17 protein-coding genes are annotated in these 21884 nt (G+C 37.2%); 9 read left to right on the top strand and 8 right to left on the bottom strand.

The window, feature by feature from the left end:
* The first annotated feature begins 279 nt into the window (after positions 1 to 279).
* Both DU508_RS03520 and DU508_RS03515 read left to right on the top strand, forming a co-directional pair.
* On the top strand, positions 280 to 894 hold the full coding sequence (locus DU508_RS03520) for a Crp/Fnr family transcriptional regulator (protein WP_115401450.1): 615 nt from the start codon (positions 280 to 282) through the stop codon (positions 892 to 894).
* 240 nt (positions 895 to 1134) lie between these two features.
* Positions 1135 to 1893 carry an SDR family oxidoreductase gene (locus DU508_RS03515; protein ID WP_115401449.1) on the top strand — a complete coding sequence of 253 codons (759 nt, stop codon included), beginning with the start codon at positions 1135 to 1137 and terminating at the stop codon, positions 1891 to 1893.
* A gap of 206 nt (positions 1894 to 2099) precedes the next feature.
* On the opposite strand, the gene DU508_RS03510 is transcribed toward DU508_RS03515, so the two are convergent.
* The 5 genes from DU508_RS03510 to DU508_RS03490 all read right to left on the bottom strand — a co-directional run bounded on the left by DU508_RS03510 (position 2100) and on the right by DU508_RS03490 (position 7142).
* Positions 2100 to 2588 carry a CinA family protein gene (locus DU508_RS03510; RefSeq protein ID WP_115401808.1) on the bottom strand — a complete coding sequence of 163 codons (489 nt, stop codon included), beginning with the start codon at positions 2586 to 2588 and terminating at the stop codon, positions 2100 to 2102.
* Positions 2589 to 2830: 242 nt separating this feature from the next.
* Positions 2831 to 3586 carry a CHASE3 domain-containing protein gene (locus tag DU508_RS03505; RefSeq protein ID WP_115401448.1) on the bottom strand — a complete coding sequence of 252 codons (756 nt, stop codon included), beginning with the start codon at positions 3584 to 3586 and terminating at the stop codon, positions 2831 to 2833.
* Between the two features lie 177 nt (positions 3587 to 3763).
* On the bottom strand, positions 3764 to 4120 hold the full coding sequence (locus tag DU508_RS03500) for a response regulator (RefSeq protein WP_115401447.1): 357 nt from the start codon (positions 4118 to 4120) through the stop codon (positions 3764 to 3766).
* A 132-nt stretch (positions 4121 to 4252) separates the two neighbouring features.
* Positions 4253 to 6337 carry a CehA/McbA family metallohydrolase domain-containing protein gene (locus tag DU508_RS03495; protein WP_115401446.1) on the bottom strand — a complete coding sequence of 695 codons (2085 nt, stop codon included), beginning with the start codon at positions 6335 to 6337 and terminating at the stop codon, positions 4253 to 4255.
* 151 nt (positions 6338 to 6488) lie between these two features.
* On the bottom strand, positions 6489 to 7142 hold the full coding sequence (locus DU508_RS03490; protein ID WP_147273586.1) for a hypothetical protein: 654 nt from the start codon (positions 7140 to 7142) through the stop codon (positions 6489 to 6491).
* A gap of 163 nt (positions 7143 to 7305) precedes the next feature.
* On the opposite strand from DU508_RS03490, the gene DU508_RS03485 reads away from it, so the two are divergent.
* The 4 genes from DU508_RS03485 to DU508_RS03470 all read left to right on the top strand — a co-directional run bounded on the left by DU508_RS03485 (position 7306) and on the right by DU508_RS03470 (position 11865).
* Positions 7306 to 10131, top strand: a complete 2826-nt coding sequence (locus tag DU508_RS03485) for an FAD-binding and (Fe-S)-binding domain-containing protein (protein WP_115401444.1) — start codon at positions 7306 to 7308, stop codon at positions 10129 to 10131.
* A 96-nt stretch (positions 10132 to 10227) separates the two neighbouring features.
* Positions 10228 to 10407 (top strand): hypothetical protein, encoded by a 180-nt coding sequence (locus DU508_RS03480; protein WP_147273585.1) that lies wholly within the window; start codon positions 10228 to 10230, stop codon positions 10405 to 10407.
* Between the two features lie 17 nt (positions 10408 to 10424).
* Positions 10425 to 10937 (top strand): DUF421 domain-containing protein, encoded by a 513-nt coding sequence (locus DU508_RS03475; RefSeq protein WP_115401442.1) that lies wholly within the window; start codon positions 10425 to 10427, stop codon positions 10935 to 10937.
* Between the two features lie 157 nt (positions 10938 to 11094).
* Positions 11095 to 11865 carry an SDR family NAD(P)-dependent oxidoreductase gene (locus DU508_RS03470; RefSeq protein WP_115401441.1) on the top strand — a complete coding sequence of 257 codons (771 nt, stop codon included), beginning with the start codon at positions 11095 to 11097 and terminating at the stop codon, positions 11863 to 11865.
* 1 nt (position 11866) lies between these two features.
* Here DU508_RS03470 and DU508_RS03465 read toward each other — a convergent pair whose 3' ends face one another.
* Together DU508_RS03465 and mnmA are read right to left on the bottom strand one after the other, a co-directional pair.
* Positions 11867 to 13684 (bottom strand): glycoside hydrolase family 15 protein, encoded by a 1818-nt coding sequence (locus DU508_RS03465; protein WP_115401440.1) that lies wholly within the window; start codon positions 13682 to 13684, stop codon positions 11867 to 11869.
* A 166-nt stretch (positions 13685 to 13850) separates the two neighbouring features.
* Positions 13851 to 14942, bottom strand: a complete 1092-nt coding sequence (mnmA, locus tag DU508_RS03460) for a tRNA 2-thiouridine(34) synthase MnmA (protein ID WP_115401439.1) — start codon at positions 14940 to 14942, stop codon at positions 13851 to 13853.
* A 373-nt stretch (positions 14943 to 15315) separates the two neighbouring features.
* Here mnmA and DU508_RS03450 point away from each other — a divergent pair, with 373 nt between their 5' ends.
* Entirely contained in the window at positions 15316 to 17601 is a 2286-nt protein-coding gene (locus DU508_RS03450; RefSeq protein WP_115401437.1) for a GH92 family glycosyl hydrolase, read from the top strand.
* A 1206-nt stretch (positions 17602 to 18807) separates the two neighbouring features.
* On the opposite strand, the gene DU508_RS03445 is transcribed toward DU508_RS03450, so the two are convergent.
* The gene (locus DU508_RS03445) at positions 18808 to 19128 is read right to left on the bottom strand and encodes a hypothetical protein (protein ID WP_115401436.1); all 321 of its coding nucleotides are present in this window, start codon (positions 19126 to 19128) and stop codon (positions 18808 to 18810) included.
* A gap of 144 nt (positions 19129 to 19272) precedes the next feature.
* Here DU508_RS03445 and DU508_RS03440 point away from each other — a divergent pair, with 144 nt between their 5' ends.
* Together DU508_RS03440 and DU508_RS03435 are read left to right on the top strand one after the other, a co-directional pair.
* Positions 19273 to 20457 carry a DUF3095 family protein gene (locus tag DU508_RS03440; RefSeq protein WP_115401435.1) on the top strand — a complete coding sequence of 395 codons (1185 nt, stop codon included), beginning with the start codon at positions 19273 to 19275 and terminating at the stop codon, positions 20455 to 20457.
* A gap of 53 nt (positions 20458 to 20510) precedes the next feature.
* Positions 20511 to 21884: an NAD-dependent succinate-semialdehyde dehydrogenase gene (locus DU508_RS03435; RefSeq protein WP_115401434.1), complete on the top strand. Its 1374-nt coding sequence runs from the start codon at positions 20511 to 20513 to the stop codon at positions 21882 to 21884.

Genomic DNA, 21884 nt, shown 5'->3' with positions numbered 1-21884 from the left:
GATATTATAAAGGCAGATGAATTTCATTTTACCAAAAGGAAATATTCCTGCACTCCCCAAAATAATCCATATAAATCCGTTTAAAAATCCTGTTTAATGATCTGACGCAACAAAATGTAAACTTGTAGATGAACATCAGTAGGGAAATAGTACTAAAGATTGCTTGTGCTAAATGCTTTTAATATTTTTGGCTGTTAACAGCACACTAACAAATACAACCTGCCATTTCTAGCTTGGCACCATTTATGATAGCCAGAAATACCTAAAACTAAGTATTTTATGATCGATCCGCAGGCAGAAGATATATCGCCGATTCAACCATTAATCACTTATTTCGAAAAGCTCGTTTCCCTTCCTGAAGCAATGAAAAAGCTGATTATCAAAGAAACCACTTCAGTCGTTTACAAAAAAAATAAGTTTATTGTTAGTCCGATAGATTTGGAAGATGCAGTGTATTTCATTGTTAAGGGAGCTGTAAGGGGATTTGTTAAGGATTCGGGACAACAGATTACAACCTGGATTAGCGTAGAAGATAATATTGTTGGTACTTTCTCAAATGATTCGCCATTTAAAGTAGAAAAGAACGATTACATTCAAACCATAGAGGAAACAGAGGTTATCGTAATTCCATATCAATTAATTGAGATGTTATACCTATCCTTTCATGAAATGTCTATCATTGGCAGAAAAGTGCTGAAGTTTCATTATCATGAATCGAAAGAACGGAATTTCATGATCAGACTTCCTACTACAGAACGAAGGTTTGCACGTTTGCGACAAACTCATCCACATCTACTTAGCAGAATACCCCTTCAACACCTGGCCTCCTACCTGGGAGTAAGAATTGAAACCTTAAGCAGGTTGAGATCAAGGATTGGTAGAGATAGCCATTAAAAATGTTTCAGGAGAGTTATCACTGAGATGATGATATAGCTTCTCAATAAATTTAATTAGAAAAGTTTCAAACGCATATGTTATTTAGCGGCAGGAGTTGATTAAAGTTACTTTTAAAACAATAGAGCTAAAGGATTTGTTAAAAAAGAGAGTTTGCAGGTGCAGCTTTTGACTGAAATACTGGCAAGCTTTTAAAGTAATAAGATTCCCTGAATCATCCTGATCCTAAAATTGAAATGTATGAAAGATTTGAACAGTTATTGGAAACAACGTTTATCAGGCAAACGAGTATTGATAACAGGTGGTAGCACCGGGATAGGAAGGGAAGTGACAATTCTACTGGCTACGCTTGGTGCAAAATGTATGATTTGTGGTCGCAATCAGGAACAAATAGATGAGACTATTGCTGAAACAAAGAAGGTGTACCCTGAAAGCTATTGTATTGGCCTTGCTGTTGATCTTGCAAATAAAGAAGGAATTGAGCAACTTTTTACCACTCTGGATCGTGAACTTGGAGGAATTGATGTATTGGTTAATAATGCAGCCATAGGATCGGGAAGTATTTTAGATGGGGTTTATGCAGAATGGAAATACTCAATTGATACAAATCTTCTGAGCTACCTGGCTTGTTGCCATGAGGCGGCTAAAAGAATGGAAGTAGACGGCAAAGGACATATTGTAAATATCGGATCAATGAGTGCAGATGTGCGGGGAGAAGGAAGCTCCATCTATGTTGCGGCTAAAGCCGGAATTCAGGGTTTTTCTGAAGCGTTAAGAAAAGAGATTAATCCGAAAGGGGTAAAGGTAACTCTGCTCGAGCCCGGAGCAGTAGATACTGACATGCAGGAAGGTGAAGCAGCAGAGAAACTAACTAAGATTGAAAAGCAGGAAATGCTCAAAGCTGAAGATATTGCCATAGCCGTAGCATTTTGTCTGGTGCAGCCAGATCGTTCAGAAGTAATATCTTTGCAAATCAGACCGCACCTTCAGCTTATATAATAGGCTTTCTTGTCAATATTGCTAATCTTTCCTGGAACAGCATTGGCTTAATGTATAGTCAAAAATATTACATGCTGTCCACGTAATCAGAATTTTCAAAAGATTGAGCAGACATCGAAGCCATACCCGAAAGTAGAGAAAAACAATTAAGAATTCCTTTACGAGCTGTAAATTGGGCTTAGTTTAGTGATTCAGTAAACAGGGGATTAATTGATGGATTCTAAATATTCCTGTAATAATTTGGCACATCGGTTCACGGTTTCTGAAACGATGGTTTCATGCGATCCTAAGAAATTCATCCGCTCGGAAAAGGCAAGTTTGCCTTTGTGTAATGCGTAAATGAACATAGTGCCCACGGGTTTTTCAGGTGTTTCACTTCCACCCGGGCAGGCAAGTCCGGTTACTCCAATGTGAATGTCAGCAGAAATCATGGAGGTTAATCCTTCGGTAATGGCTTTAGTTACTTCCATAGATTCGGGAGTGAAATCCTCGACTAGCCGGGGATCTACCTTTAAAAGATCTTCTTTTATGCAGGCATCATAACAGGCTATTCCCCCTTTAAGAAATTTCCCCGCATCTTCAATTAATGAGAATTCAGCACATATCCAGCCTGCAGTGGCGCTCTCGGCAAATGCAATGGTAAGCTTTTTATCAATGAGCATCAAGCCCACGTTTTTCATTATTGTTTGCTTCATATTAACAATCTGGTTAGTACCGGGCAGCATGGAAAAATGAAATTACACTGCCTGATTGTTCTTTAAACAGCACTTGAATTCTTATTGTTTTAGCAATATATTTAATGAAATCGAAACGTATTGCAATAAAATCTGCTCAGGTATATTTGTGTTTGTTAAATAAATTATCTGAATGAAAGAATAAGACATAAAAGGAATGTAGGTCATGACGGATGATCTACACTAAAGAATCTCATTTGTTATTATTCCAGATCTTCTTTTTTTATTTTAACGCCATATTCCCCATTGCCAACTTTTTCTGAAAAATCTTTAAGGATATTGATCTTTTTTTCCAGATCGGATGTTTGTTTTTTTACTTCCTGCTCCAATCGTACCCGATCCTCAAAATCGCTCAATGCACGTCTGTAAAAATACAAGGTGCTACCTAACGCAAAAATAAAAGCAACAACTATGGATACCAATGAAATTTTTGCATAGAGATTCAATGTAGAAAGTCTGATGGCCAGAAGGAGTTCTTCACGGCTCTCCATCCGGGTAATAATGGTGCGTGTGCGATCCATGTAAGATTTGCCCATCAACAACACTTCTTCACTAATTTGTCCACCATCTCTTTTTTGTGAAATGGTAGATTCCATCACTCTATATTTTTCAATGATCAATGCTTTAAGCCCTTTGAATTCGCTTTGCTGTGCTGGATTATCCAAAGTAAGCGTTTTAACGGTGTCGAATGCAGCGAGTGTATTGTCTTTAGATCCTATATATGGCTCAAGAAATTTTTCATTTCCTGTTAACAAAAATCCTCTCTGACCGGTTTCCGCATCTTTCATGCTCGATATAATGGTTTCTAATTTGCCACGAACCTGATTGGTATGGGTTACCCATTTCTCGCTGTCAAAGAAACTCTGTACGTAATAGTAGGAGAGTGCAGAAGTAGCAATGGTTAAAATGATGGAAAAAACAAAACCGACTGTAGGACGATTAAATAGGGAGTTGTTCATTGGGATGATTAATTTGATGCGAATGTAATATTTTCCGGGCTTATTTATATATCTACATCAGGAATACACGACTATAGTATTGCCTGAAAACACCCACAGGCAATAATAAATTCAATATTAACATGCTGTAGTTGTTAAGGATTAGAAATGGGTTATTAGTTACAGTATCATTTATGGCTAATTAAGCAACTCACTAACTTGTTTTGACAGGTTATAGATATCAAACGGTTTGGTCACAATAGCATCAGGATTACATGGAATCTCCGGGATGGTATGCAGTAAAGCTGCCGTCATCAGAATCACAATGATATGGCTTGTTTGAATATCAGATTTGATTTTATTGCATAAAATCCTTCCATCTTCACCTTCTAAAAGAATATCCATCAAGATCAAATCAGGTTTAAATTTAGCCAGTATGTTTGATAAATCTTCGACTTTCAAAAGTGTTCTGGTCTCAAATCCCTCTTCATCGAAGATGGCAGCGATCATTTCGGCATTAGAGAGGTTATCTTCGATTATTAGTATTTTTTTCATAGGGAGCGACGCCTCTAATTTAATAATAAATTATACTAAAGGGTGTAAAATCGCAAATTTCTACAAAACATTTGTTAATGCCTCTGCTACCTCGTTAAAGTTCTTTTATTTTCGGTAATGTAAATGATGTAATTAATTATCAATCCAGATCATCTGTGTAAAGGCGCCATTTGCAGCAATGTCCCAGGCTTCTACTCTAACCCATTTACGATTGGCTAGATTTATTGGCCAGCTGAAAGTTTTTTTGCCAAAAGCTTGTGTGTCATTTAAATTAATGCGTTCGCGATAAATATGAGTGCCATCCCCCGAAACAATTTCTGCAAAGTTCATCGGGAAGGTCCAATCGAGCTGCATTTTAACTGTTGCTTTACCTGTTTTATCTATCTTCAGTGTTTCGCCAGATTTTTTACCATTAATGCTGAATGATGGGATAAGTACCTCGCCAGTGGAAACAAAGAACTTTCCGTTACGAATGGCGTCCAGTACTGGTTGCCAACCCTGATCGTATGATGGCAATTTGTCCATTTCCAGATAATTCACATTTAAGTGCGCATACATTTCATTTTGATGGGTTATTGTAAAAATATCAGCTTCAGAAATGACGTGTTTCTTTAATCCCCAATTAGCCATGTCATCCAATAATTTCAATACCCGTTGACTAAGCGTTGGTATTGACAGATCTGCGGGAATTGCTTTCCATGCGGCACCCAGAAATGTATCTGATTTAAAAAATGGTTCTTCTTTATATATATCCGGGTATCCGGTTGATCCCTTGGTACGGGCATGGGCGGTCCATGCTAACCCCTTTTCGAGTTCAAGAAGTTTTAACATTTCCTCCTTGTTGCCGATATGATAAACCTTTCCCAAAGAAGGATCTTCTTTTACAAAGGGTTCTTCGGGTTTACGCGACATTACCCAATAGATCGGTTTTGGAAAAAAAGCCAGCCAATGGCCACCATAAAAGTTGTTGGCTTCTTCTCCGGGCAACAGCAAAAAACTTGAGTCAGACAGGCGTTTGGTTTGTTCAAACAGTGCTTTTAATTCTTTGAGCCGCTCCGCATCAGGACCTTTAGGATGTCCTGGGCCATGGAACTCAGCAAGCTTTACAATATCCAGGCCATGCTTTTTCAAAACCTCCACAAACTCTGGTTTTTCGGGAACGGGTTTACCGGAGAGTGCCACTTCTGTTGTAAACTCATTATGGAAATGTGTGGCCATCGTTTTATAACCTGCCACAGCTTTATAAGCATCCTCATGCGTAAACATTTTTACTTCATCCAAAGCCTGAGCAGCATTGCCTGTATCTAATAAACAGAAAAAGTTTAACCGTTGCTGGGTGCCCGGAGGAGCATTGAACCATGGAACATATCGGTTATCTCCCAAAGGATCTTGCCTGATGCCCATACCAAATCCGGGAATAAGGTTATGGTAGTTTTTTCCATACCAGGTAAATTTCAAATTGAAAGCTTCATCAAGTGGATAAAAATATTGATGTGGTGCAGGAAACAGCGCCAAACTACCATTGGTATTTTCTCCAATAATGGTTCTATATTTTACTTCTACATTTCTGCTTGTATCTGCTGGCGTTGGTGTTGCTTTCTGCATTTCACCACCTACATTTGACCAGGCCATGGATTTCCAAAGTGATTTCTTACTTACTAATCCTGCATCATAAAGAATTGCTGTGGAATCTACTTCGGTTGATAATACCGCTGCTACGTTAAACAATGGACTACCATTATAGAGGGTTATTTCAAGTGAGCCTTTAAAACGATCAGCGTTTGCTCCTGAAATGTTAATAATGGTTTGCTGGCCATTAGTCGTTACTTTTGCATTGCGTTTAACTATGGCTACAGCGTAAGATTTATAAGGTTTACGCGGCACACGATCAAAAAAAACGTCCCACCCCCCGCTGTTTGGGCTAAGTGTGCGCTTTCCAACAGTGAGCACAAAGGCGGGGTCTAAACCCGAAGTAATTTCTTTTAATGCTTTTCCTTTTCCCAATTGAATACTGCTGAAAAGAGGATTGTTGTTATCGAGATCAAGCACCATTCTTGCAGTGCCGCTTTTACCTGCAGGCCAGGTTACTGTAATCAGTTTTTGGTTAACTGTTACCGCTGAACCGTTATTTTTAAATCCGGAGCGATCTACATTCGGGGTTTGAGCCCAGGCATTAACGCAATAAAAAAAGAAAGAAATAAGGACAAGTTTTTTCATAAGTTCTTAAAAATAGAAAAAATAAATAAAAAAACAGTGCTGTACTTTCTTCTCTGGTTTCTAAAGTAAACCGGGCATTATGAAAATTTCTGGAAATTACCTGTGGCTTAGGATATTGATAATCAGTCTTTTGTTTGTGGCGCAGAAACAGCTACTTCTCCAGACAATTGTGTTGAGAGTTGTTTTTAAAGACCAATAGTCTTTTAAAATCCTTTATAATTGGTTCGATGGTTTTACAGGGAACTTGTTTGTTCATAATGGTTTCTGGTGCAGGATTATCAGCGGCATGCGAACGAAATGTATATTTTTTTTCAAGACATTGAAGGGGTTTTTGGTTGAAGATGTAAAACCTTTTCTCGGTAATATTATCTTTCGTTGCCCCTTCTACAGCACTTCCAGATTCAAAACTCCATAATACACTTTTAAAATATGCAAAGAATAAGGTATCATCCTTCACAAAATATTCATCCGTAGCGGAATAATGGTCGTACTCGTTGTAACGATGCCTGATCATACTCAACTTTCCCTGATGTGAAAAGTAAGTGATGATGCCTGTTCGCTCGTGATCACAATCATATTTGATTAATATGGAATCTAGCTGTTTGTTTTCCAGTTGTTCGATTGTGAATTTATAAGCTTGTTTGATCTCAGCAACTGAAGAAGGAACAGAATGAACTGAATTGCCTTGAACAACTGATCTGGTTTTTGCGTTTCCATCTGTCTCAGGCAGTTCGTTGCTTGTTTCCTGTTTTTGTTGGCAAGCCACAAAAAATAAACAGGCAAAAAGATAAATCAAATTTTTCATAAGCTTTTGTAAATCTTTCATTAACAATGTTCAGGGCTTTTTAGTTTGTCTTTAGATTATCTTTCCATTTTGTTACTGATGAATATGGTGGATATGTTTTATAATTGAACGATAGTTTAAGCTATCTTTGATGGTCCTTAAAGGTTATTCAGGATAAAAAGTGATGAATGAAATTGGAAAATTATTAAGCAAGATAATTGCTGAAGATCGAATTAAAACAAGACTGATAGATTTAGTTTCCTATGCTTCGGATGCCGGGTTTTATTATTTAAGGCCGAAAGCTGTTGTTCAGCCAATTTCTATTGAAGAGATTATTAAGCTTTTTGGTTTTTCTCAGCAAAATCAAATTCCAATTACCTTTCGTGCGGCGGGGACAAGTCTTTCCGGACAATCTGTTTCTGATGGTATTCTTGTAGATCTTAGCCAGTATTGGAATTTGGTAAGGGTAGAAAGCGGTGGTGCGCAGGTTCGTGTTCATCCCGGGGTAACCGGATCGGTCGTTAATGCTGAATTAAAAAAATACGGTAAAAAAATCGGACCAGATCCTGCCAGTATAAATTCGGCAATGATGGGTGGAATTCTATCCAACAACGCCAGTGGAATGTGTTGTGGAGTGAGTAAAAACTCCTATCATACTCTAAAGTTCATTAAATTTGCGCTGCCCAACGGAAAATGTTATTCTACTGAACAAGCTGCAGATTATGCCCGCTTTGAAAATGAATGTCCTGAAATTTTTAGTGGAATTGTATCCTTAAGAAATCAGATCGTTTCCGATCCTGAAATTTTTAATCTCATTAGAAGTAAGTATAAAACAAAAAATACAGTTGGTTATTCAGTCAATGCATTTATAGATTATGAGCATCCATTGGATATTTTGGCCCATGTTCTGGTTGGGGCAGAGGGCACGCTGGGTTTTATTGCCGAAGCGGTTTTAAATACAGTACCTGATTACCCTTTAAAAACCACATCGCTGTTGTATTTTCCTAATATCTATGCAGCATGTAACGCGATTTTGCCGCTAACGGTTTCTGGTGCAGAGGCCGTAGAATTAATGGACAGGGCATCCTTAAGGTCAGTGGAAGATATTAAAGGCGTGCCCGAAGTGCTCAAAATACTTCCGGCTGAAGCAGCAGCACTTTTGGTAGAATATCAGGACCATACACAAGCTGAACTGGATATAAAATCGGCTCAGTTTCTGGCTGTTGTTGATCAGCTTGAGTTAATCTACACCCCGGAATTTACCAATGACCCGATTGAACAGGCTTTTTTATGGAAGATTAGGAAAGGAATGTTCCCCTCAGTTGGTTCAGTAAGAGCAAGTGGAACAACGGTTATCCTGGAAGATATTGCCGTTCCGGTAAAAGAACTGGGAAACGCGATTTTAGATTTACAATCCCTTTTTGCAAAGTACCACTATGAAAATGCGATCATTTTTGGGCATGCGAAAGATGGAAACATTCACTTTGTGGTTACACAGGCTTTTGATACAACAGAAGAGATTATCCGCTACGATAATTTTTTAAAAGAAGTGGTTTCATTGGTTACCCAACAGTATAAAGGTGCTTTAAAAGCTGAGCATGGAACCGGCAGGAACATGGCACCATTTGTAGCAACAGAATGGGGCGAGGGCATATATGAAGTAATGAAATCGCTTAAAAATTTAATAGATCCACTCAATCTTTTAAATCCGGGTGTAATCATCAATGAAGATAAGCACGCACATATTCAAAATTTAAAAGATTTACCTCAGGTGGAAGAGGAAGTTGATAAGTGCATGGAATGTGGTTTCTGCGAATATAAATGTCCGAGCAGAAATATCACTTTAACCCCCAGAAGAAGGATTGTTGTTAGAAGAGAACTACTTAAATTAAAAAGAAACAATGAGAAAGTGAGTTACCGGGAACTTCTCCATGAATATCAATATGATGGTTTAGATACCTGTGCCGTAGATGGATTGTGCGCAACGGCCTGTCCTGTTGATATCAATACGGGATCTTTGGTTAAACGTTTACGAAGGGAGAATCATAGTAAATTGGCCAATGGTTTAGCTTTAACCGTAGCCAAAAACTTTAAACCCGTAACCTCAGTGGTAAAGTTCGGTATTAATGTGGCATCAGGAATAAATTCGGTGTTTGGTGCCAATACCATGACAAACCTTACTAAAGGATTTAAAAAGTTTGTTCCTGCGATCCCGTTATGGTCTAATCAGATTAAGCCAACAAATTCATTTTCGAAATACCAAAGTGAATTGACAGGAACAAATATTCCGTCGGTGGTTTATTACCCAACTTGTATAAGCAGAACAATGGGAGGAGCAGTAACCGGACAAAAAAATATCATTGAAACATTTATTGGTATATCAAAAAAAGCCGGAATTGATTTTAAAATCCCTAATAATATTCAAAGTACGTGCTGCGGACAAATTTTTTCGTCAAAGGGGTTTAATGATGCATTCAGATTTACCATTAATGATACGGTAAGCAAACTTTGGGAATGGAGCGGAAATGGAAAAAGCCCCGTTGTACTTGATATTACTTCCTGTACCTACACGCTTCAGGAGTGCAGGCCCTCTTTAAATGATGAAAATAAGAAAAAGTTTGATGCACTTACCATTATAGATAGTGTAGACTATATTCTGGATTATGTTCTTCCGCATGCAAATATTCTAAGAAAAAAGGAAAAAATTGCACTTCATCCGGTTTGCTCATTACAAAAAATGGGATTAGAGGGAAAATTTGTTAAAATAGCCAATCAGCTGGCAGATGAGGTTATGGTACCTTTGCATTCCGGATGCTGCGGCATGGCTGGAGATAGAGGTTTTCTATTTCCTGAATTAACAGCTTCAGCCACATTACCAGAGGCAAACGAGGTTAAAAAAGACCACTATGATGGATATTATTCATCAGGTAAAACTTGCGAAATTGCCATGTCAGAAGCCGTAGGCAAAAATTATGAATCTATCGTTTATATGCTCGATGAGTGCATGTAATTTCGGGAAGTAATTAAAATTTTATGAAATGTAGCAGTTTCCGATAAACATTTCTGCTTTGCTGGTGTTAAAATTAATATCACAATGCATTTAATTATGGAAATTAAGAACGAGAAGAACTACAATTCAAACCACAACAGCGAATCAGTTCAGGCGGTCAATAGAGATCACAATCTTACTGTAGCCGGTATAAATGATATTAGCCGTTCCTTTTGGGATGAAATAAATAATGAAATAGCGGCTAATGATTTACCACTTTGGAGACTGTGGCGTTAAGCTATACTTAGCTAAAAATGGAAAGTTTGTTTTTTAAAGATTGGATCAGTGTAATTTATGTGATCATCTGTGCGGTAATATCTTTTATCACGCTGTTTGTTTTCATCAGGATTTCAGGGAAAAGAACATTGGCCAAACTTAATGCCTTCGATTTTGTGGTAACCGTAACGCTTGGATCTACTTTATCTTCGATGATTTTAAGAAAAGTTCCATTAGCTGAAGGCATTGCTGGTCTGCTTGTCATTATATTATTGCAGTATGTTCTGGCTTTAATGGCTAAAAAATCGCATAAAATGGAAAAAGTGATTAATTCATCTCCAACGCTGGTGTTTTATAACGGGCAATTTCTTCAGGAGGCGATGGATAAAGAAGTAATCACGGAGGAGGAGATATATGCTGAAATCAGAAAATATAGAATTCATAAGCTTGAAGATGTTAAGGCTGTGGTAATGGAACTGAATGGAGAATTCACTGTTGTAAAAAAATCAAATTCGCCTGGTGCAACCTCACTTGATGATATTAAGTCTTAAACATTGATCAGGTTATTCTAATTCATAAAGCACCTTTCTGATTTAGCAGATCATCATTTCAAGTTAACAATGACATAGTGTTAAACGTAATGTTTTTCATTCTTTTAAAAACATTCTCCCAAGAAATCATCTTATATTCTATAAATCAATTTCAAAAATGAATCGTTTTCAAAATAAAACAGCATTGGTAACAGGAAGTAGCCAGGGAATAGGTGCGGCTTGCGCATTGCGATTGGCAAAAGAGGGCGCAAATATTATTCTTAACGGACATCAATTTGATGAAAGAGGAGAGAAGCTGATTGCTGAAATTGAAGGAATGGGCAGAAAAGTTAAATTTCTCGAAGCTGATGTAAGTAAAACGAAAGAGGTGCTGAAGTTAGTTGATGATGCGGTTGACGTGTTTGGTTCATTAGATATTTTGATTAATAACGCGGGACTGGAAAAGAAAGCTGATTTTTGGAAAGTGACTGAAGAAGACTACGATATTGTTATGGATACCAATTTAAAAGGCGTTTTTTTTGGAATCCAGGCTTTTGTTAAATACTGTAAAAGCAAAAAAAGACCTGGTACAATCATCAATATGAGTTCGGTACATGAGGAAATAGTTTTCCCTCACTTTGCTGCATATTGTGCCAGCAAAGGTGCGCTTAAAATGTTGTGCAGAAATTTAGCAACTGAACTGGCACCCTTAAATATTAGAATCAACAATGTGGCGCCAGGTGCGGTTTCCACTCCAATTAATCAGGACCTTTTAAGCAATAAGAAACAATTGGAGAAAGTACTTCAGAATATTCCGATGAAAAGGATGGGAAAAGTAGAGGATGTTGCAGCCGTTGTTGCATTTTTGGCATCTGATGAAGCTGCTTATGTAACCGGATCTACTTATTTTGTAGATGGAGGTTTAACTTATCATTATGAAGAACAGTAGATTATGGTTTACCTGTTTTTCTACTTATTTGTTTGTTAAGTTCAACTGCTGCACTAATTAAAGCCAAATGTGTAAATGCCTGCGGGAAATTGCCCAAATGTTCTCCTTTTTTCCCGAGTTCTTCACTAAACAAAAGCAAATGGTTGGAATAGCCAATCATTTTTTCGAAATTTTCTACAGCACGTTCCAGATTTCCGCTTTTAGCAAGGGCTTCTATAAACCAAAATGAGCACATGTTAAAGGTGCCTTCTTCTCCATCCAGTCCATCAATTTTTTTCATTCCGTTGTTATACCGATAAACCAAAACATCAAGCAACAATTCCTCATCAATTGTTTTTAAAGTAGACAGCCATCGGGGCTCTATCGGAGAGATAAAGTGAGTTAAGGGCATGAGCAGCACGCTGGCATCAACATGTTGAGCGCCTTTATACTGAACCCAGGCACCTAGTTTTTCATTCCAGAAATTATGATAAATGTCGTTATAAATTTTACTGCGGATTTTATGCCATTCATTTTCAGGGTAGGGAAAGGAGCGGTGCTCAGCAATTTTTATTGCTCTATCCATCGCTACCCAACACATTAAACGCGTATGCAGAAATTGTTTCTTTTCGCTTCTGATTTCCCAAATGCCATGATCTGCCTTTTTCCAGTTTTTGACCACACAAGCAATTTGTTTTTCAATTAAAGTCCAAAATTCATAAGTAATGGGTTTATATGATTTATTGTAAATGTAAATCGTATCAATTAGTTCGCCATAAATATCAATTTGTAACTGGGTGGCTGCTGCGTTTCCAATTCTAACAGGTTTTGATGAGTGATAACCATCAAATTGTGCCAGTTCTTTCTCATGAATATCAGAATCGCCATTTATTTGATAAACCAGTTGGAGATCAGTTTTTTGACAGAGATTAAAAATCCAATCAATAAATGCCGTTGCTTCATCGTAAAAACCTAAGGTTAAAAAAGCATACATGGTAAATGCAGCATCACGGATCCAGGTGTAGCGATAATCCCAGTTCCTGTTCCCTCCGATAACCTCTGGCAAGCCGAAAGTGGGTGCCGCCACTACTGAACCAAATTCTACTGAAGTTAGCAATTTCAGTGTTATTGCCGATCGGCGAATAAGTTCGCTATACCTACCCTGGTAACTGGTTTTATTAATCCATTTAATCCAGAAATCCTTTGTTTGATGATAGGCATCCTGAAGGTAAAAATTTATATTTTCTCCCCGCTCACCAGGCGATAAAAATTCTAAAACAATGGTAGCAATTTCAGTTTCTTTTAGCGTAAATTCTGCGTAGCCATTTTTACGCCTTACTATCAGGGGCTGATCAGAAAGCATTCTGATTACTGATTTTTCTTTTTTACAGGTAAACAGAATTTCTTTTTCTAAACACTCAACTTCATGTTCACTGGCAGAATAACCAAATCTTGGTACACAACTTACTTTAAATTTGATACTCCCACGGATGGTTTTAATCTGCCTGACAATGGCGCTCTTATGTGATTTGTTGCCTTCTTGTACTGGCATGAAATCAGTAAGTTCAGTTATGCCCGCGTCTGAAAAATAACGGGTTAATAAAATAGCCGTTCCCGGTAAATAAAGTTGCTTGCTGGTATAATTTTCTAAATCTGGTTCCACTGCAAAGAAACCTCCCTTTTGAGCATCCAGCATGGATGCAAAAACCGTTGGCGAATCAAATTTTGGTGCACACATGAAATCAATTGATCCTTGTAACGAAACAAGCGCCACTGTTTTAAGATTTCCAATGATTCCATAATTTTCTATGGGTTGGAAAGGTCTTTTGGTATGATTCATATGAGGATAATCTTTATGGATTGACTTTCTAATTTCTTAATAAAGGAAAGTCAGCCGCATTTTGTTTGATTAACCTGTGGATTAACAATAGCACCATTCAGAATATTACATAAAAAAATCCCAGCTAATTTTGTATTAACCGGGATTGAGATCATTTTCAAGGGGGTTAAACTAAAAAACCACCACCTAATAAATCGTTTCCTTCGTAAAATACGGCTGATTGACCGGGTGCAATGGCAGAAACATGATGATCGAACACCACACGCATTTTATCTTTCTCTTGTACAATTGTACTGAGCATACCTGCATCTTTATATCGGATTTTGGTAATTACATCATTCATCGGCTCTTCAATACTGGCATATTTAATTAAGTTGATGTTTCGAACCATTGCTTCTTTGCGCTCTAATTCTTCCGCTCTGCCTAAAACCACCGTATTGCTTTCTGGTAAAATTTGGGTAACAAACATCGGTTCTCCAAATGCTACGCCTAAACCTTTACGTTGACCAATGGTGTAAAAAGGATAGCCCTTATGTTGACCAACAACCATTCCGTTATTCAGAATGAAGTTACCACCGGCAACTTTATTTTCTAAATCTTCAACTTTATGTTTTAGGAAGGCTCTGTAATCATTATCTGGAACGAAACAAATCTCATAACTTTCTGATTTTTTAGCCAGTTCTTCCTGTCCCATATCTAAAGCCATCTGTCTGATTTCAGATTTAGCAAAGCTGCCTAAAGGAAATTTCGTTCTGGAAAGGTTTTCTTGTGAAACCCCCCAAAGCACATAAGATTGATCTTTGTTTTCGTCTTTACCTTTCGAAATTACATAACGCCCGCTGTCTTGTTGGCGGATATTTGCATAATGTCCAGTGGCGATAAATTCACAATCCAATTTATTGGCACGTTTTAACAATGCTTCCCATTTAATATGGGTATTGCACAATACACAAGGATTTGGTGTCCTTCCGGCTAAATATTCATCTACAAAATTATCGATAACATAATCGCCAAATTCATCTCGAATATCTAATATATAATGAGGAAAACCGTAGTTCACAGCCAGTGTACGGGCATCGTTTATACTATCCAGAGAGCAACAACCAGTTTCCTTGCTACTGCCCCCCGAACTTGCATAATCCCAGGTTTTCATGGTTAAGCCAATAACCTCATAACCCTGCTCATGCAACATTACAGCTGCTACTGAACTATCAACCCCGCCACTCATGGCAACCAGAATTCTACCGTGTTTACTCATTTTTAAATTATTGGATGCAAAAATAAGGTTTATTTAGCTGAAATTATTTAAAGCAAGTCAGTTACTTGTAAAAAGCAGAATTGTCGGTTAAATGACAATCCTTTCCTTTCCCATTATTGCCCGAATATTCTCTGGTTTTTCATCGGTAATATTAGCGACAACCTTCCTTTTGGGTTTTAAATTAGCGATACAAGGAGAGTTGATTCCTATGGTGTATGGCGCACAGACTATTTTATTTAGCCACAACAAATGAATTAGATCATGATTGTATTTTTTATGTTGGTTAAACGATTTAGATAAAGATTTTAAACAGATTTGCATTTTAATTAATACCTTAGAATTTTAAAAAAAATAAGTTCAATTTTTAACAAATATGATTAAAAAAGTTATCCTTCCCTGTCTGCTGTTTTCTTCATTTATGGCATTTGCACAGCAGAATCTGGTTCAATATGTAAAGCCAATTATCGGTACATCAAAGATGGGACATACCTATCCGGGCGCAACAGTTCCTTTCGGTGCGGTGCAATTAAGTCCTGAAACAGATACACTCTCTTACGAAGTAAATGGGAAATATAACGGCGATGTTTACAAATATTGCGCTGGTTACAAGTATGAAGATAAAACAATCACTGGCTTTAGTCATACCCATTTTAGCGGTACTGGTCATTCTGATTTGGGCGATTTTTTAATTATGCCAACCCAAGGTAAACTGCAATTAAATCCTGGTACTGCCGATAATCCCAAAGGTGGTTACCGCTCAGCTTACTCACATGCAAATGAACAGGTAGAGGCTGGTTATTATAAAGTGAAACTGGATGACGATAACATTATTGCTGAATTAACTGCTACCAACAGAGTTGGAATGCATCAATATACTTTCCCAAAATCAGATCAATCGCACATCATTTTAGATTTGATGGCAGGAATTTATAACTATGAAGATAAAACCGTTTGGACTTATGTTCGGGTGGTTAATGATACTTTAATAACAGGCTATCGCCAAACCAATGGATGGGCGAGAACAAGAACGGTTTATTTCGCAATGAGTTTCTCCAAACCGTTTAAAAGCTATGGCAGAAGAAGTTATGATGCCAAACAAGCTTACAGAGGTTTTTGGGGCAAGTTTAATCAAGATCAGAACTTTCCGGAAATTGCTGGTAAAAAGATAAAAATGTTCTTCGATTTTGATACCCAGGAAGGGGAAAAAGTAAAGATTAAATTTGCCCTATCGCCGGTAAGTCAGGAAAATGCCCTGCAAAATATGCGGGTAGAAATTTCGGGCTGGGATTTTGAAAAGGTTAAAGCGCAGGCACAATCTACCTGGAACAAGGAATTAAACAAAATTCAGGTATCTACTTCCAACGATAACAAAATTAATTTCTATACAGCTTTATACCACGCCTTTATTAATCCAACAACCTATACTGATATTAACGGAGAATATAAAGGCCTGGATCAAGGCATTCACAAAGCGGAAGGTTTTACTAATTACACCACTTTTTCTTTATGGGATACCTACAGGGCTTTACATCCATTTTTTAATATTGTACAACCTGTCCGCAGTAATGATATGGTAAAATCTATGATGGCGCACTACGATCAGAGTAGTTTGAAAATGTTGCCCATCTGGTCGCATTATGCAAATGATAACTGGTGTATGAGCGGTTATCATAGTGTTTCAGTTTTGTCTGATGCAATTATTAAAGGCACTTATAACGGAGATGCCAATAAAGCGCTCGATGCTTGCGTGACGACTGCTAAACACCGCGACTATGAAGGAATTGGTTACTATATGGATAAAGGCTATATCCCTGCCGAAAGGAGCGGGGTATCGGTTTCCAATACCTTGGAATATGCTTACGATGATTGGTCGATAGCCCAGTTGGCTAAGAAATTAAACCGCATGGATGTTTATGAAGAGTTTATAAAACGTTCTAACAATTGGAGAAATAATTACGATAGTGGATCGGGTTTTATGCGTCCACGTTTAGCTGATGGAACATTCAAAAAAGCTTTTGATCCGAAAGATACAGAAGGACAAGGTTTTATTGAAGGCAATAGCTGGAATTACAGTTTCTTTGTTCCGCATGATCCTGCTTCATTAATTGAAGTAATGGGTGGCAAAAAGAAATTTGCAGCCAGATTGGATACTTTATTTAGCATGCACTTACCTGATGAGTTTTTCGCTCACACTGAAGATATTACCCGCGAAGGCATTATTGGTGGTTATGTTCATGGCAACGAGCCCGCGCATCATGTTGCGTATTTGTACAACTGGACAGATGAGGTTTACAAAGGTCAGGCGCAGATTCGCCATATTTTAAATATGCAATATAAGCCTACTGCTGATGGTTTAGGTGGAAATGACGATTGCGGACAAATGAGTGCCTGGTATATGTTCTCGGCAATGGGATTTTACCCTGTGGCTCCTGGTTCTGATGTGTATTCACTTGGCAGTCCGTTGGTTAACAATGCCATCATTAATTTAGAAAATGGCAAAACCTTTACTGTTGAAGCCATTAAGCAAAGCGATAAAAATGTTTACGTTCAAAAAGTAATGTTGAATGGAAAGGAAATTACTGATCATCAAATTAAACATTTAGATATAACCAATGGAGGAAAGCTTACTTTTTATATGAGTTCGAAACCGAAGAAATAATTCAAATTCTTAACTATTATCAAATGAGGCTGGCTTCTGGCCAGCCTCGTTGTTCTTCTGAAAACTACCCTGTGAACATCTTTAAAACTTTGCGTCATATCCAATTTAATTGGGTATCTTAATGCGTTTTTCAATAGCGAAAGCTTTAAGATTATCTTCGATGAGCATTTTCTGGTTTCTGCCTGCGCGGAAAAGATCATTAGCGATTGGTTTTGTGTTTTAGATATCTCTGTGATTATCAATCACTTTCATTATAACTGTTGTTAGTCTGATGGATAATTTATTTCACAAAAATCAATATAAATAACGTTGAGATTCTTCAGGTGTTTTCCCGCGGATGCCGCAGATAAGAAATAAAATTAAGTAAATCAGTGCGGTATTAAGGTTTGTATTTCATCGCTTAGGAATTATTCAATAATAACGTATTTTCAATCGTACTCATGCTTGCTTCGCAGGTCTTCACTGCGTTCAGAATGACAAAGTCCGAATATGTATGTCATTCTTGAGGAATAATTTATTTTATTAAATCAATATAAATGAGGTGGAGCTTCTTCAGGTGTTTTCCTGCAGATGCTGCTGGTTACGCAGATAAAATAAAATCTGCGTCATTTTCTTAAATCTGCGGGATATTATTTCTTTAAAATTTAAGTAAATCAGTGCGGTATTAATTTTGCATTTCATCGCTTGGGGATATTCATTAATAACGTTATTTTCAATCATACTCATGCTTGCTTAGCAGGTCTTCACTGCGTTCAGAGTGAGAAGGTCCGAATATGTCTGTCATTCTTGAGGGATAATTTATTTCACAAAAATCAATGTAAATGACGTTGAGATTCTTCTGGTGTTTTCCTGCAGATGCCGCTGATTACACAGATAAGAAATAAAATTTGCGTAATTTTCTTAAATCTGCGGGATTATTATTTCTTTAAATTTAAGTAAATCAGTGCGGTATTAATTTTGTATTTCATCGCTTAAGAATTATTCATTAATAGCTTTATTTTCAATCGTACTCATGCTTGCTTCGCAGGTTTTCACTTCGTTCAGAGTGAGAAGGTCCGAATATATCTGTCATTCTTGGGGGGATAATTTACTCCATAAAATCATTGTAAATGACGTTGAGATTCTTCAGGTGTTTTCCCGCAAGCACCGCTGATTACGCAGATAAGATAAAGTCTTCTTAATTTTCTTAAATCTGCGGGATATGATCTAATTATGTACGATTTCGTAAACCCTTTTCATATACAAGGCTTCGTCTATTTTTGTAAAAAATTCACTCCATTCATCTCTCGTAAAAACCAAACTGATATCAGGAAATGGGGTAGACAGGATGACCACTTCTTTTCCATCAGGACGATTTTCTAAATAGTCATCAAATCGAAGCTTTTTGGTAGCACTATAAAATGCATCAAATTGCTCGAATGAGAAATTCATTAACACACCCGATCTCCAGATATTTAATACCTTGCAGTTATTACACTGTGCAATGGTAATGTTTTTGTTTTGAGCCAGAACAGTTGTTTTGCACATAATTCTCTATTTTTAATTCTTGCTTGACTTAAGCAAATATCAGATTATTTAGAATAATTCCAAATAATATTTTAAGTTTATTCTTAGTGATGTTGAAACCCTTTTGAATCATTTTCGTATATTAAATATTATTAACGGTTCATTATGTTGACTAATCAGGATCATTTTTTTGCTAATCTTCAGATCAATAAAATCCCTTTACATCATTTGCTTAGGAGAAAAGATTTATTCAGTCAAGTTCCGGATGACTGGCACATTATCATTACTGATATTAAAAGTTCAACAGCTGCTGTAAATTCAGGATTGCATGAAAATGTAAATCTAATCGCTACGGGAAGTATTGTTACCGTATTAAATATTGCATTTAAAGCTAACGTTGCTATTCCTTTTTTCTTTGGTGGTGATGGTGCAACATTTATTGTTCCGCCGGTTATTGTTGATAAAGCCATGAAAGCACTCATGATTTATCGCCGCAATACTTTACAAAATTTTAATCTGGACATTAGAGCAGGCATTGTATCGGTAAAAGAAACTTATGATATGGGGCATAGCTTAAAAATTTGCAGATTTAGTATCTCCAGGATGTTTTCTATTCCAGTTGTTTTAGGAAATGGTCTGGATTATGCTGAAAAAATAATAAAAGGAGAAAATTATTTATTTTCCGATCAAACCGAAGACCAGGGCGAATTGGATTTAAGTGGCATGCAATGCCGTTGGGATAAAATTCAACCACCGGAAAACAGCGAAGAAGTGGTAACGTTGATCGCTATTGCACAAGACCATACCAAACAAGCCGAAGTTTTTAGCAAAATAATAGAACAACTGGATCATATTTACGGGACACCGGAAAAACGGCAACCGATATCAATTCCAAAATTGATTTTTAGAACAAGCTTTAACAATTTAGGCAGGGAAATGCGCCATAGATTAGGGAAAATAAGATTTTTAGAATTAGTTAAAACCTGGTTTATCAATGCTTATGGATACATCTATTTCAGAACTGCACATGGTAAAAGATATCTTAAACAATTGGTTGAAATGTCGGATACTTTAGTGATTGATGGCAGAATCAATACTGTAATTACGGGAACTGAAAAACAACGCAAAATGCTTGAAAATGCTTTGGATAAATTTGAAAATAATAATGAAATTTTATACGGCATTTATGTTAGTAGTGAGTCGGTAATGTCCTGTTATGTCCGCGATCTGGAAGATGATCATATTCATTTTGTTGATGGTGCAGAGGGTGGTTATACCAAAGCCGCAGGTATTTTAAAGCAGAAAATTAAAAGTTTAAAGCAACTACCATCTTCAACCCAACGCCTGTAAGCAATTAATAAAAATTATCGAACACAAAATTTTGTACGCTTTGTTAAAAGCATATGAGTATTTCATCAATTAATCCTTTTAATGGAGAAATCATAAAGGAATATCAGGAGCATTCAGAAAAAGAAATCAATGATAAAATTGATCTGGTTCATCAATGCTGGCTGGATTATAAAAACGTAGATTTTCAAACCAGGGCTAAACTATTATTAACAGTTTCAAAATTACTTATTGAACGTAAAGCATCACTGGCTGAATTAATGGCCCTTGAAATGGGTAAGCCGTTAAAGGATGGTATTGCCGAAATATTAAAATGTGCAGCAGTTTGTGAATTTTATGCTAAAAATGGAGCAGACTTTCTTGCTGATCAGGTTATTAATACAAGCGCCAGCAAAAGTTATGTGAGTTTTCAACCTATAGGTATTGTATTGGCAATTATGCCATGGAATTTTCCCTTCTGGCAAGTTTTCAGGTTTTTGGCTCCCGCTTTAATGGCTGGGAATTGCGGTTTATTGAAGCATTCCTCAGGTGTTACAGGTTGCGCACTGGCCATTGAAAAAATTGTTGCAGATGCCGGTTTTCCGCCAGATGTTTTTAAAACACTCATCTGTAACAGCAAAGCAATTTCAAAAGTTATTGAAAATCCGCTCATTAAAGCTGTAACGCTCACGGGCAGTACCGAGGCTGGTAAAAAAGTGGCTGCTCAGGCTGGAAAATTAATTAAGAAAACAGTTCTCGAACTTGGTGGCAGCGATCCTTATTTGGTTTTAGCCGATGCAGATTTGGCTAAAACAGCAGAAGTTTGTGCTAACGCCCGCTTAATTAACAACGGACAGAGTTGTATCGCCGCTAAAAGATTTATAGTGATTGAAGAAGTGCTGGATGAATTTACCAGGCTTTTTAAAGCAGCGATGTCTGGCAAGACTACAGGGAACCCATTGGAAGAAAATACGCAACTGGGACCAATGGCAAGAAAAGATTTGAGGGACGAACTGCACCAACAGGTATTAGAAAGTATAAAGCAGGGGGCTCAATGTATTCTTGGTGGAACAATCCCTGAAATAGAAGGTGATCATGCCTTTTATCAGCCTACTATTTTAACTGCTGTTGAAAAAGGAAACCTGGCCTACCACGAAGAAATTTTTGGGCCGGTTGCCGCTATCATTTCGGCAAAAGATATTGAAGATGCCATTAAAATTGCCAATGATACCAACTTTGGTTTAGGTGCAGCTGTATTTACCAAAAATGCTGCGCTGGCAGAAGATATTGCCAGAAATAAACTCAATGCCGGATCATGTTTCATTAACGAGGGAGTTAAATCAGATCCCGCTTTACCTTTTGGTGGAATTAATGAATCAGGATACGGCAGAGAATTAAGCATGTTCGGCATCCATGAATTTGTAAATATTAAAACTGTATACATAAAATAA

It is taken from the genome of Pedobacter chinensis (genome assembly GCF_003339865.1).
Lineage (GTDB): Bacteria > Bacteroidota > Bacteroidia > Sphingobacteriales > Sphingobacteriaceae > Pedobacter > Pedobacter chinensis.
Note: the sequence above shows the minus strand (reverse complement) of the source record. Positions and strands in the feature narration are given on the sequence as shown.

Coding starts and splice junctions, on each gene's coding strand:
- DU508_RS03520 (WP_115401450.1), top strand. CDS start 280: ATGATCGATCCGCAGGCAGAAGATATATCGCCGATTCAACCATTAATC.
- DU508_RS03515 (WP_115401449.1), top strand. CDS start 1,135: ATGAAAGATTTGAACAGTTATTGGAAACAACGTTTATCAGGCAAACGA.
- DU508_RS03510 (WP_115401808.1), bottom strand. CDS start 2,588: ATGAAGCAAACAATAATGAAAAACGTGGGCTTGATGCTCATTGATAAA.
- DU508_RS03505 (WP_115401448.1), bottom strand. CDS start 3,586: ATGAACAACTCCCTATTTAATCGTCCTACAGTCGGTTTTGTTTTTTCC.
- DU508_RS03500 (WP_115401447.1), bottom strand. CDS start 4,120: ATGAAAAAAATACTAATAATCGAAGATAACCTCTCTAATGCCGAAATG.
- DU508_RS03495 (WP_115401446.1), bottom strand. CDS start 6,337: ATGAAAAAACTTGTCCTTATTTCTTTCTTTTTTTATTGCGTTAATGCC.
- DU508_RS03490 (WP_147273586.1), bottom strand. CDS start 7,142: ATGAAAAATTTGATTTATCTTTTTGCCTGTTTATTTTTTGTGGCTTGC.
- DU508_RS03485 (WP_115401444.1), top strand. CDS start 7,306: ATGAATGAAATTGGAAAATTATTAAGCAAGATAATTGCTGAAGATCGA.
- DU508_RS03480 (WP_147273585.1), top strand. CDS start 10,228: ATGGAAATTAAGAACGAGAAGAACTACAATTCAAACCACAACAGCGAA.
- DU508_RS03475 (WP_115401442.1), top strand. CDS start 10,425: ATGGAAAGTTTGTTTTTTAAAGATTGGATCAGTGTAATTTATGTGATC.
- DU508_RS03470 (WP_115401441.1), top strand. CDS start 11,095: ATGAATCGTTTTCAAAATAAAACAGCATTGGTAACAGGAAGTAGCCAG.
- DU508_RS03465 (WP_115401440.1), bottom strand. CDS start 13,684: ATGAATCATACCAAAAGACCTTTCCAACCCATAGAAAATTATGGAATC.
- mnmA (WP_115401439.1), bottom strand. CDS start 14,942: ATGAGTAAACACGGTAGAATTCTGGTTGCCATGAGTGGCGGGGTTGAT.
- DU508_RS03450 (WP_115401437.1), top strand. CDS start 15,316: ATGATTAAAAAAGTTATCCTTCCCTGTCTGCTGTTTTCTTCATTTATG.
- DU508_RS03445 (WP_115401436.1), bottom strand. CDS start 19,128: ATGTGCAAAACAACTGTTCTGGCTCAAAACAAAAACATTACCATTGCA.
- DU508_RS03440 (WP_115401435.1), top strand. CDS start 19,273: ATGTTGACTAATCAGGATCATTTTTTTGCTAATCTTCAGATCAATAAA.
- DU508_RS03435 (WP_115401434.1), top strand. CDS start 20,511: ATGAGTATTTCATCAATTAATCCTTTTAATGGAGAAATCATAAAGGAA.